Here is a 13,238-nt window from a genome sequence, read left to right on the forward strand (position 1 = left end):
ATGTCTGTTTTATCCGTCATTAAATCCATATGGAAAGTTATCAATTTCCTAAGAGAGCTTTTTTTTAACATTATATTCTTGATTGCCATATTACTCATTTCAAGTTTTATTGCATTATTTAAAGAATCACAAAGTTTAGACGACGTTCCACAAAATGGCACATTAGTTTTAGATCTTGAAGGTGTTATTGTTGATAGCACACTTTATAATGATGATATTTATCATTTACAAAACAAGATATATGGAAAACGAGTAAATCTTGCTCGAGAAAACAGTTTATTTGAATTAACACAAAAGATAGATCAAGCTGCCGCAGATCCAAATATAGAAAATATGGTATTAAGATTAGATAATTTTGTTGGGGCAGATTTGAGTTCACTACAATATATAGGTAAATATCTCACTAAATTTAAAAAGGCGAATAAACCCATTTATGCCTCAGGCACAAACTTTAATCAAAGCCAATATTATTTAGCAAGTTATGCTGATAAAATTTCTCTTACCCCGCAAGGTGCCATTAATGTCTATGGGCTTGCTGCTAATAACCTATACTACAAGACTTTACTGGATAATTTAAAAGTGAACACGCATGTTTTCCGTGTTGGTACTTACAAATCAGCTATCGAGCCTTTTATCCGTAATGATATGTCTGCTGAAGCAAAAGCGAATACCACAAGATGGTTAACATTGATGTGGAATAATTATTTAAATGACATTGCTTCCCAACGAAAACAAGCACCATCACAACTGGTTCCTAGTCCGGAAATCATGCTATCTAGATTGCACGAGGCTAATGGCAGCATGAGTCAGTATGCGTTATCAAATGGTTTAGTGGATTTCGTAAAATCGGATTACCTTTTTGAACAAGATTTTTATGAATTTGTTCTAAAAGGTAAAGATTTACCTGAAGTCAGTATTTATGACTACAAATTAAAAGATGATAAAAAACAGGATACTAATTCAGTTTCTAAACCGCTTATTTCTATAGTTTTTGTGAATGGTACGATTTCAGATGGTGAAAATGATAGCAATATCGCCGGCAGTCAAGAAATTGTTGATCAACTCAGAACAATTCGTGAAAATTTAACCGACAATAACATTCAAGCTGTTGTGTTAAGAGTCAATAGTCCTGGTGGCGGTGTAGAAGCATCAGAAGCCATTCGTAGCGAACTTGAAGCATTACATGAATATCAAATTCCTATTGTGGTTTCAATGGGTGGTATGGCTGCGTCAGGAGGATACTGGATTTCAACTGCATCGGATTATATTGTTGCTAGCCCTAATACGATAACTGGATCTATTGGTATTTTTGGAATGATTCCAACTTTTGAAAACTCGCTTTCTCATATAGGGGTTTATAGTGATGGCGTGTCAACTTCTCCATTGGCAAATAATAACTTTGCTAAAAACTTGCCTGAAGAGATGAATCAACTCATACAGATGAATATTGATAATGGTTATAGTACATTCATTTCTTTGGTGGCAAAATCACGTAAAATGACCACAGAAGCAGTGGATAAAATTGGTCAAGGCCAAGTTTGGCTAGGTGAAGAAGCCTTTAAAAATGGGTTAGTAGATAAACTAGGTGATTTTGATGATGCCATTGAAATCGCCGCAACGTTAGCTAATTTAACTGATTATCGAATTGATTGGCAAAAACCGGAAGTCAACTGGTTTAGCGCTTTTTATTCAGATATGATTGCTATGTTACCAAAATCAACGGCGGAAGTTTTATTTGAAAAACTTCCTGAAGTAAAACAAATTCGTGAACAAGTTTCTTTATGGGATAAATTTACTGATAAACAAAATCGCTATATTTATTGTCTGAATTGTGCTGATGTTAAATAACATCATCTTATGCCACCAAAATTTTGGTGGCATAATTTTATTTATTACCTTCCTGATAAAAGTATCGCATTTTATTCATCGCATCTTGAATGTATTGATAGTTTGGCGTTTGATCAACTTCATGATTTCGTGAATCCATATAATGGCTAATACCCATTCGATTAACAAAATAGATATTATCCAACGTTCGTACCGCATAAGAACTGTAATTTGACATTAACAACCAATTTCTATCTGTGATTGGACTAAATAAATCATACCCTGTTGAATAATCAGATATGTCATTTTGAACATGTAAATAATGTTTCATTAACGAAGGTACAACATCTTCATGACTTGTCAAACGTTGACTATTTTCCTGAAGGATTTTTATATCTTTCGCTCCAATGATAATAAAAGGCACCTTAGTTTGTGCATCGGTATAATTCCCATTATGCCCCCAAAACCCTAGTCCATTATCATTGATTTCTTGAGAATGATCACCCGTAATAATTATTAACGTATTATTGAGTGTTCCCGATTTTTTTAGTTCATCATAAATATTTTGCATCAAATAATCATCATAATAGACACTCTGTTTATAACGATTAAGAATTGGCAGTGGATTAGTATTATTATTCAAGGTGATATAATTTATATCGCCTACGGGTTTATACTTTACTTCAAAGTCATTTGGAAAATCATAACCATGAGGAGCATCATAAAATAAAAACGAAAAAGTCGGTTTAGAGGTATCCCGATTTTGATACCAAGCTAGCCAATCATTGGTCATCTGTTTATCACGATATGAAGGCGTACCATTTGGACTGCTAATTCTCAAATTTTTAATGGTTACAAATGCTGTGCGGTCAAATTCAGGAGACGAAACTTTAGCAGAGGTAAAAATACCAATATTATAATTTTGTTGCTGTAAAGTAGTAATAAAAAGTGAGGGAATACTATTACGCAAAAATGCATCCCAATAAGTACCAGGGATACCATAAAATAATCCGAAAATTCCAGTACGGGTTGCATTACCTGTTGAATAATGATTATCAAAAATGACACCATTATTTTGTTTAACAAATCGATAGGTATTGGGTGAATTATCTTCATTGAAAGTATCGTAACGCCATGAATCTAAGACGATAAACATAATATTCATTTTTTCTTTATTTTCAGGATCAATCACTAAACTATTTTTAGGATAATAGATATTTGCACTTGATTTGGTGTACTGATTAATCACTTTACGCTCCCCTGCTTTATCAAAAAAACCCATGATTTTTTTTGAAGTAAAGGGACGATAAAGAGGAAGATACTCTTTAACTACCATAATGGGTGAATAAGCATAATAGAAAGCCACCATATGGATTACATGACTAATTAACGCAGCACCCAATAACATGATTGTGGCTATAACAATCATTCGTGTCTTCTTTCGATGATCTTTTGATTTAGTCATCTTTTTATCTAAAAAACACAGAATAAGTAATTCGATACAAAATACTAAAGTGGCAAGTGCTAACATTACAATATAAGTAATAATTGAAAAATCTACCACTTGTCCAGAAAAGACTAATGAAAGAACTGATTGATTAATATGAAAGCGATATTGTTGAAAAACAATCGTATCACAAAATAATACTATCTGCGCTAAACTAACCAACAAAGCAGCAATAGTATTAAAATAACATTTTTTTAACCAAATTAAAGAAACGAGAATCAAAAAAATCAGAAGATAAAATGAAAAAAAATGCCCTAGCACGGCAAAAAATGAAAAAAAACCACTTTGCCATGAAAACGTGACTCCAGGTATCAAAAAGTATCTGATTGCAATTATGGATGAGATGAAGGTATTGATTAAAATAAATGTATATAATTTTTTCATAATAATTGATTACTTTTAAAAATATTCAGCCATATATCAATTAGATAATACAGTAAGATATAATTAAAATTCCATTTACAGAAAAGTTGATGCTTAAAAGTTGGATTACAACGAGAGCAATAAGGGCTCAAAAGAGCCCTTACTATATGAATAAATTTGAAACTATCGACGATCAGCAAAAATTCTTAACAACAAAATAAACAAGTTGATAAAATCAAGATAAAGCGTTAATGCACCAAGAATAACATAACGTCTAAACATATTCGGGTCATCTTGTGATATGTTTTCGCCTAATTCTTTTAATTTTTGAGTGTCATACGCTGTTAACCCTGCAAAAACAAAAACACCAATATAGGTTACTGCCCACATTAATGGTTCACTTTGTAAAAATATATTTACGATCGAAGCGATAATAATACCAACTAATCCCATAAATAGGAAACGCCCAAAACCGGATAAATCACGTTTTGTCGTATACCCATAAAATGCAAGTGCACCAAACATACCCGCAGTGATAAAGAAGACGCTTGCTATTGAAGATGAGGTATAAACAAGGAAATAAATAGAAAAAGTACAACCATTTAAGACTGAATATAACATAAATAATGTTGTCGCCGCTGCACCTGATAATCGGTTAATTAAACCAGAGATAACAAATACTAATCCAAGCTCAGCAATCAATAGAACCCACATTATGTTATATAATACTCGCATAAGATGCACATTCGTTGATGCAAACCACGCAATCATTGCCGTTAAAAGCAAACCTACCGTCATCCAACCATAAACATGACTCATATATGTTTGCACACGGCTACCGGATTGTTCAATAATTGAACCATTAGGAGTATATCCTGCCATTCCTTACCTCTCATTAAAAATAAATTGACATAACATAGCTATTATATAGTAAATAGTAATTAATACCATTTTTTCAATGCATCAACATCAGATTTTTTTGCTTCAACCCAATTATTACCATCAATAGTATTTTCTTTTTTCCAAAATGGTGCTTCATTTTTTAATATATCCATAATAAACTCAGCTGCCGCAAATGCATCTGAGCGATGTGCACTACTCACCCCAACAAATACAATTTTTTCATTAGTTTTAATATCACCCACTCGATGAATGACAGCGATTCGACTCAATTGCCAACGTTGTCTAGCTTGTACAACAATATTGCTCAATACCTTTTCTGTCATTCCCGCATAATGCTCTAAATAAAGTCCAATGGTCTTTTTTTCTGTACAACGAACTTTACCAATAAATGTTACCACCGCACCATCTTGTGGTAATTCAGAAAGCCAGCTAATAATTTCATTAGTATTAATCGATTCATCGTCAATTTTAATTATCTCCATTTTATCCTCCCGTTACGGGCGGGAAAAATGCAATTTCATCGCCTGATTGAATAATATAGTTAACATCCACAAATGTTTGATTCACTGCACATAATACTGTTTTTTCTTTTAATGCCAATGCCCACTTATCACCGCGTTGACTAAGTTGTCCAATAAGTTCAGAAATAGACCAGTGTTCGGCATTCAATTTAATATTATCTATTCCAACTAACTCTCTGGTTTGAGCAAAAAAAATAATTTTATTCATGATGTTCTTTTTCTATGTTTGTGCAACAAAATCACCAGATTTTCCACCTGTTTTTGATAGCAACCTTACTTGTGTTATTACCATATCTTTTTGAACTGCTTTACACATATCATAAATGGTTAATGCGGCAACCGAGGCAGCAACCAGCGCTTCCATTTCAACGCCGGTTTGCCCATTTAATCGGCAAAAAGATTCAATTCTTATACAACTTCTATCAATATCTGCTTGAATATTGATCTCAATTTTAGTTAATAATAATGGATGACATAAAGGAATGAGGTCCCAAGTCTTTTTTGCAGCTTGAATCCCGGCAATTCGGGCTGTTGCAAAAACATCACCTTTATGATGTTTTCCTTGAAGGATCATATTTAATGTTTTTTCATTCATTAAAATTATTGACTCTGCTTTTGCTTCTCGCGTTGTTATTTTTTTTGCTGAGACATCAACCATGTGCGCATCACCACGCTGATTAATATGTGAAAATAACTCTGACATCTTTTATCCCTTTCATAGTCATCAAAAATCCGATAAGATCAAGATAGCAAATTTTACAACTTGAAACCACTTTTCACATCTTAAAATTAGATTTCATGGTGTAGCTTTTGCGAGTTTATTCAATTTTACGTACAATACGAATTTAATTTAACCATTGATGTGATTTTTCATGCTTATCGCTCATGTAGCTTTACCTGTACCATTACACCAGCTTTATGATTATCAATTAACTATGCCTGCTCAAATTGGTATGCGGGTCAAGGTTCCTTTTGGGTATCGTGATGCTATTGGTATTATTGTTAGTATCGATAAACATACCGATGTTGATATTAATCATTTGAAATCCATAAAATCAATTGTTGATGAAACACCCGTATTTAATGATTCAATATGGCAATTATTAAATTGGGCTGCAAGTTATTATCATTACCCAATAGGTGAGGTGTTATTCCATGCTTTACCCATTTTATTAAGACAAGGGCGAGCAGCAAGTAAAGATGAAATTAAGAGATGGCAATTAACTGAGCTTGGTAATGAGTTCAATATTGACTCAATGCCTCGTGCAACCAAACAAAAACAACTATTATTAGCCTTAAAAAATAATACGCTACAAGAAACCGACTTCAATTCAGCTGTCTATCTTGCATTACAGAAAAAACAGTTAATAGAACAAGTCCGTTGTTTACCAGAAAGTAATGAATGGCAAACTTGCTATACAACAAATACAACGTCAATTGAGCTCAATGCACAGCAATCAAATGCCATACAAAGCGTCAATAAACAGATTGATAATTTTAATGTGTTTCTTTTAGAGGGAGTGACCGGTTCAGGCAAAACTGAAGTCTATTTAAATATTTTATCTCACGTGTTATCAATGGGAAAACAAGCATTGGTATTAGTACCTGAAATCAGTCTTACACCACAAACCATTACCCGATTTAAACAACGTTTTAATGCACCGATTGACATTTTACACTCAGGATTAACGGTCAAAGAAAGACTGGGGGTATGGTTAAGAAGTCGTAATGGCGAAACAGCTATTGTCGTTGGAACACGCTCTTCACTTTTTACACCATTTAAAGAGTTAGGTATCATTATTATCGATGAAGAACATGATAGCTCTTATAAACAACAAGAAGGTTGGCGCTATCATGCTCGAGATTTAGCAATAATCCGAGCCAAAATTGAAAATGTTCCGATTTTGTTGGGTTCTGCAACGCCTTCACTTGAAACACTCAAAAATGCTATCTATCATAAATATCAGTTACTCCCGCTTACTGAAAGAGCGGGTAATGCAACGCTGGCTAAACAGTCTATTTTAGATATTCGAGGTTTAACCCTCGATGCAGGATTATCACAGCCATTAATTGAGCAAATCCAGAAACACTTATCTGATAATAATCAAGTCATGCTCTTTTTAAACCGACGGGGTTTTTCACCATTACTAATCTGCCATGACTGTGGTTGGATTGCAGAATGTCCTCGTTGTGACAGACCCTATACTTATCATCACAAACAGCATAAATTGAGTTGTCACCATTGTGATACACCACGAGCTGTTCCTCAACAATGCCCTAAATGTGGATCGACTCACCTCGTGCCAATTGGATTTGGAACTGAACAGCTTGAAAAAAGACTCGAAGTTTTATTCCCCGATATTAAAGTTAGTCGCATTGATCGCGATACAGTCAGTAAAAAAGGCGCATTGAATAATTATTTACATGATATTCAACAAGGCGGAGCTCATATCTTAGTTGGCACTCAAATTTTAGCGAAAGGCCATCATTTTCCAGATGTTACTTTAGTTGGAATTATCGATGTAGACGGAGCGCTATTTTCAAGTGATTTTAGAGCAACAGAACGATTTGCACAAATTTATACTCAAGTTTCTGGTCGGGCAGGTAGGGCAACCAAAGCTGGCGAAGTTATTTTGCAAACCTATCATCCAGATCACCCACTTCTTAATATTTTATTAAATGAGGGATATCAAAAATTTGCAAGCGTAACACTACACGAACGTCAATTAACACAGTTACCCCCTTTTAGCTATCAAGTATTGATCCGTGCAGCAGATCGTAATAATCGTTATGCTCCCATTTTTTTACAAAAAATTCATGACTGGTTAAAAGCAAACTGTGATTTAGGTTTATGGCAACTTGGCCCGATGCCTGCAAATCAAGCCAAAAAGGCAGACTACCATCGGTGGCAATTACTTTTACAACATACTAATCGCAAATTGTTACAAGAAATATTGGATAAACTTATTCTCAACATTGAAAAGTGGGGAGAAAGTTCACGAGTACGTTGGAATATAGATGTCGATCCGGTAGATTATTAGGGTTAGGCATTTTCCACCAATATGAATTGGTGGAAAATAATATCACAACGCTATTTTCCCGATGTTTTTATCAAGAGTGGCTTGCCCGATACCAGAGACTTCTTTAAGTTGTTCAACCGATACAAATGGTCCAAATTTTTCACGATATTCAACAATTTTTTGAGCTTTACTTAATCCAATTCCTGTTAATATTTTTGTCAGTTCTTGCGCTGACGCAGTATTAATATTAACTTGAATGGTCTGCTTTTGTTCTTGCTTAACGGGTGATATTGGCGTTGGTTCCGCTAAACTGATTGATGAAAAGATAAAAGACGATAGTAAAATACCAAATAATGAAATTCGTTTCATATAATTAACCTCTAAAATAGTTACGCAATTAAATTTGCGTTAGCACTATCTCATTTAATTTAATGAAACGATTTAACTTGTTATAAAAATGAGAAAAGCCACACAAGTGGCTTTTAGTTTTAACAGTGTCTATATCAAATTTTCGATGTATATCACAAATTTGAGTTTGGCATAATTTCAATTTTTGCTTTAGAACGCATATCCGTAGCTAAAGAATTATAGGTATTTTGCAAATAATAACGCAGTAAATAAGATGAAACATCTTGCCACTCACCATCTTTAACTTGTGTTAATACCGTGATATAAGCATCATGTTTATTGATATATTCAACCCCATAGACACGTTTATCGGTTGCAGAAGGAACTAAATTAAACACCATATCAACCACTTTCCTATCAAGTTCATTAGAATCTCTTTTCAAGATATAATTGGTAGAAAATTGTACTTGTTTTGATGTGCCTTTTTCATTTAACTCTTTCACAATATCATCCACTGTTGATTTAAAACGACTATCAACAATATCATCATAAAGTTTTTGATGTATTTCGTTTTTTACCTCTTCAAATGAAGCAATTCCTTCAGGTTTATAATCGACAACTTGAATGATAAAATCTGACATGTCTAAATCTCGTCCTACAGGTATTATTTCTGAAATTTTACCCGTCACTTTATCATCAGCAATCATGTCGCTACTAAATATGACATCTCGTACTTCTGGATAACGAGCAATTGAACTTGCATCATTATAATAAGTCCAATCTGTTTCTTTAACGTCTAAACCAGCCTCTTTAGCTATCGCATCGAAATCGTTAGAATGGTTAACTAGCGCTGACTTCATTTTATCTTCAGCATTTTCAAAATGTTGTTGAATTTTATTTTCTTGAAGCTTGGTCTTAATTTGGTATTTTGCATAATCATAATCCATAGATTTAGCTTTTTGTAAATCATCTAGTTTGACAATGACATAACCACCTTCGACTTGTATTGGTTTAGAAACTTCACCAATATTGTGTAAATTTGCCTGTTTAAAAGGTTGTGGTAAGTCATCATTATCAGCAAACCAACCTAGTGAACCATTTTTGCCATAAGGGGAAACATCTTCATTCTGATTAATATTCTTCAATACTGTTGAAAATTCGGTTCCCGATGATAGGTCTTTGACGATATCTTCAGCTTGATTATAGTCTTTTACAAAAATCACACTAAACGATTTTTTGGCAGGATAGGTATATTCCTTTAGGTTATCATTAAATTCTTTTTTAATGTCTTTATCATCAATACTGATAGTGTTTAGATAATCTTGCTTAGAATTTGCTATGTATTTAAATTTAACTCTTTCCTTTCTAAAAAAAGAATTTTTATGCTCATCATAGTATTTTTGCTCATCTTCAGTCGTAATATTGACATCATCCATTTTGACAATAGAAGAACTGATTGGCGCGGCATAAATAGTTCTTGTTTGATCAAGTAATTGTGAAAAATCAGAATCATTTGGTACAACAAAATCACTATAGATTAATGAACTGATAAGCTGTTGTCGCTGTGCAGCTGCTCTAATAGACTCCGCATAAGCCTCTGGTGTAAAGTTATTTGCCGCAAGAAGATTTAAATATTTTTGATTACTAAACTTTCCGTTTTCAAAAAATTCCTTTTGCTTGCTAATCATTTCTTTTAAACGATCGTCACTAATATTAAGGTTGAGCTCTTTAGATAATTGATAAGCGAGATAGTTATTAATTTGATCAGCAAGAACATCTCGACGAATTTGTTTAATAAAAGTGCTATCACCCATCGCTCTTGATGATTCTGCACTAGCCTGAGCCTCAAATTGCGCTCGACTAATCCCTTCACCATCCACTTTCGCTATATATATTTGTTCATCACGTGCACTATTACCGCCACTGAACACGCCGGTAAAAATAAAACTTATAATAATTATAGCGAATATAATTTTAACAGCTACATGGTTTGCAGCTGCTCGGATTGTTTCCATCATTTCTAAAGATTCTCCATAAAACCAATAATTAATTTGGCAAGTATAGCATATTTACTAAAATAGGCTATTGTCAGAATGTTAAGCAAAAAAAAAGATCAACATGCGTTGATCTTTTTAAAATTTAGATAATTAATTTAATCGAGCTGGCACTTCAACATTCCCTTTTACTTTTTTAATGGCCTTTTTAGTCGGTTGTTTTAAAGTAACTTTATTGGTAACAGGTTCCATTCCAAATGGGTTATTTTGAAGTGCAACGGTTATAACATCATCAATCCATTTTACAGGTATAATTTCAACTTCAGATTTAACATTGTCTGGGATGTCTTCCAGATCTTTGACATTATCCATTGGAATTAACACGGTTTTAATGCCACCACGATGTGCTGCAAGAAGCTTTTCTTTCAAACCACCAATTGGTAACACTTCTCCACGCAATGTGATCTCACCTGTCATTGCAACATCAGAACGAACAGGATTACCCGTTAATGTTGATATTAATGAAGTACACATAGCAATGCCTGCACTTGGACCATCTTTTGGTGTCGCACCATCTGGCACGTGCACATGAATATCACGTTTTTCATAAAAATCACTATTGATACCCAATTTCTCCGCTCGAGAACGAACAACTGTTAATGCAGTTTGAATGGACTCTTGCATAACATCACCTAATGATCCAGTATAGGTAAGTTTTCCTTTACCTGGAACACTGACAGATTCAATAGTTAACAAATCACCACCGACCTCTGTCCAGGCAAGTCCAATAACTTGTCCTATTCGGTTTTCATTATCCGTTTTTCCATAATCGAAACGTTGCACGCCTAAGAACTCTGCTAAATTAGCTTGCGTGACTTTCACTTTTTTCAATTTACTATCTAGCGCTAATTGTTTAACAACTTTGCGACAAATTTTGGCTATTTCACGCTCTAAACTTCGCACACCTGCTTCACGAGTATAATAACGAATAATACCGATAATGGCAGAATCTTCAATGTCAATTTCTTTTGATTTTAAGCCATTATTTTCAATCTGTTTAGCAATTAGATGTTGTTTAGCAATATTCAATTTTTCGTCTTCTGTGTAACCAGAAAGTCGAATCACTTCCATTCTATCAAGTAATGGAGCAGGAATATTCATTGAATTTGCCGTTGCAACAAACATCACATCGGATAAATCATAGTCAACTTCCAAATAGTGATCACTAAATGCATTATTTTGCTCTGGATCAAGAACTTCTAATAAGGCAGAAGCAGGATCACCACGCATATCAGATGCCATTTTGTCAATCTCATCTAATAAGAATAATGGATTTTTCACCCCAACTTTAACCATACGTTGAATTAATTTACCCGGCATAGAACCGATATAAGTACGTCGATGTCCACGTATTTCTGCTTCATCACGTACACCACCTAAAGCCATTCGGACATACTCTCGCCCTGTTGCTTTAGCTATTGACTGACCAAGCGAAGTTTTACCAACACCTGGCGGCCCAACTAAACATAAAATAGGGCCTTTTACTTTATTGACTCGTCCTTGCACAGCTAAATACTCTAAAATTCGGTCTTTGACTCTCTCAAGTCCATAATGATCCTTATCTAGAATCTTTTGAGCAGCTTCAATATCTTTTTTCACTTTACTTCGTTTATGCCAAGGAACTTGTAACATCCAATCAATATAACCACGTACCACGGTCGCTTCCGCTGACATTGCTGGCATCATCTTAAGTTTATTAAGTTCAGCCATAGCTTTTTCTGTGGCTTCTTTTGGCATTTTTGCTTTAGTGATTTTGGTTTTTAACTCTTCAAACTCATCAGGTTTATTATCAATATCACCCAATTCTTTATGAATAGCTTTGATTTGTTCATTTAAGTAATATTCTTTTTGCGCTTTTTCCATTTGTTGTTTTACACGCTGACGAATATTTTTTTCAACTTGCAACAAATCGATTTCAGCTTCCATCATTGCAATAAGCAATTCGAAACGTTTTTCTAAATCAGCTGTGACTAGAATTTGTTGTTTCTGATCCACTTTCAAAAATAGCGTTGCCGCAATAGAATCTGATAATTGTGAAGGTTCTTTTATTAAACGAATTGAATCAACCACTTCTTGTGTGATTTTTTTGTTGAGTTTTGAATATTCTTCAAAATTAGATAATACAACGCGGACAAGCGCTTCATTGAGATCTTGAGCGCGTTTTTTCTCACTAAGTGGTTTAATATTAGCAATTAAAAAGTCATCATCATTTTGATCAACAATATCAACTATTTTAGCTCGCTCTACGCCTTCAACTAAAACTTTCACTGTGCCATCTGGCAATTGGAGTAATTGTAGAATATTCGCTATCGTGCCAATTTCATATAAATCTTCAATATCTGGATCATCTTGCGATGGATTTTTTTGGGTAACAAGAAAAACTTGCTTATCCATTTCCATTGCACTTTCAAGGCAACGTATAGATTTATTTCGTCCTACAAAGAGAGGGATCACCATGTGTGGGAACACAACAACATCACGTAATGGTAAAATAGGCATAATCATTGATTTAGTTTGTTTTGTTTTCATATTGTTCTCTCTGGTAATACAAACTTATTAGGTAGATATTGGGATTGTTTTGAGATATTCAAGCCTATTTTATTATTGTTTAAAACATATTATTCCTTAAAAGCCTTGACGAATTCAATCACTCATAATGTTTAGTTTTACTTATACAATTTTTTCATCAGTATAC

The 13,238-nt window shown here is 33.9% G+C and carries 10 protein-coding genes; 2 read left to right on the forward strand and 8 right to left on the reverse strand.

Going from position 1 to position 13,238, the window contains the following annotated elements:
* Positions 1 to 1,848: a signal peptide peptidase SppA gene (sppA, locus tag ACGH6R_RS05195; RefSeq protein ID WP_267352390.1), complete on the forward strand. Its 1,848-nt coding sequence runs from the start codon at positions 1 to 3 to the stop codon at positions 1,846 to 1,848.
* A 37-nt stretch (positions 1,849 to 1,885) separates the two neighbouring features.
* Here sppA and ACGH6R_RS05200 read toward each other — a convergent pair whose 3' ends face one another.
* The 5 genes from ACGH6R_RS05200 to moaC form a co-directional block, all read right to left on the reverse strand.
* Positions 1,886 to 3,718, reverse strand: coding sequence for a sulfatase-like hydrolase/transferase (locus tag ACGH6R_RS05200; RefSeq protein WP_411599077.1), 1,833 nt, complete (start codon positions 3,716 to 3,718; stop codon positions 1,886 to 1,888).
* A 162-nt stretch (positions 3,719 to 3,880) separates the two neighbouring features.
* Positions 3,881 to 4,579 (reverse strand): Bax inhibitor-1/YccA family protein, encoded by a 699-nt coding sequence (locus ACGH6R_RS05205; protein ID WP_411589948.1) that lies wholly within the window; start codon positions 4,577 to 4,579, stop codon positions 3,881 to 3,883.
* 59 nt (positions 4,580 to 4,638) lie between these two features.
* Positions 4,639 to 5,082, reverse strand: a complete 444-nt coding sequence (gene moaE, locus ACGH6R_RS05210) for a molybdopterin synthase catalytic subunit MoaE (RefSeq protein ID WP_411599078.1) — start codon at positions 5,080 to 5,082, stop codon at positions 4,639 to 4,641.
* A 1-nt stretch (position 5,083) separates the two neighbouring features.
* Positions 5,084 to 5,329 (reverse strand): molybdopterin synthase sulfur carrier subunit, encoded by a 246-nt coding sequence (gene moaD / locus ACGH6R_RS05215; RefSeq protein ID WP_411599079.1) that lies wholly within the window; start codon positions 5,327 to 5,329, stop codon positions 5,084 to 5,086.
* Positions 5,330 to 5,341: 12 nt separating this feature from the next.
* A complete protein-coding gene (gene moaC, locus ACGH6R_RS05220; protein ID WP_411599080.1) occupies positions 5,342 to 5,824 on the reverse strand; it encodes a cyclic pyranopterin monophosphate synthase MoaC in 483 nt (160 codons plus the stop codon).
* Between the two features lie 169 nt (positions 5,825 to 5,993).
* On the opposite strand from moaC, the gene priA reads away from it, so the two are divergent.
* Entirely contained in the window at positions 5,994 to 8,162 is a 2,169-nt protein-coding gene (gene priA / locus ACGH6R_RS05225; protein ID WP_411599081.1) for a primosomal protein N', read from the forward strand.
* Between the two features lie 42 nt (positions 8,163 to 8,204).
* On the opposite strand, the gene ACGH6R_RS05230 is transcribed toward priA, so the two are convergent.
* From ACGH6R_RS05230 to lon, 3 genes are all read right to left on the reverse strand, one after another.
* Complete coding sequence (locus ACGH6R_RS05230) at positions 8,205 to 8,510, reverse strand: ComEA family DNA-binding protein (RefSeq protein ID WP_267352397.1); 306 nt, start codon at positions 8,508 to 8,510, stop codon at positions 8,205 to 8,207.
* 152 nt (positions 8,511 to 8,662) lie between these two features.
* The gene (locus ACGH6R_RS05235) at positions 8,663 to 10,507 is read right to left on the reverse strand and encodes a SurA N-terminal domain-containing protein (RefSeq protein ID WP_411599082.1); all 1,845 of its coding nucleotides are present in this window, start codon (positions 10,505 to 10,507) and stop codon (positions 8,663 to 8,665) included.
* A 129-nt stretch (positions 10,508 to 10,636) separates the two neighbouring features.
* Positions 10,637 to 13,072, reverse strand: coding sequence for an endopeptidase La (lon, locus tag ACGH6R_RS05240; protein WP_267352399.1), 2,436 nt, complete (start codon positions 13,070 to 13,072; stop codon positions 10,637 to 10,639).
* Positions 13,073 to 13,238 lie beyond the last annotated feature (166 nt).

The organism is Gilliamella sp. CG13 (assembly GCF_046635805.1).
Taxonomy (GTDB): domain Bacteria; phylum Pseudomonadota; class Gammaproteobacteria; order Enterobacterales; family Orbaceae; genus Gilliamella; species Gilliamella apicola_I.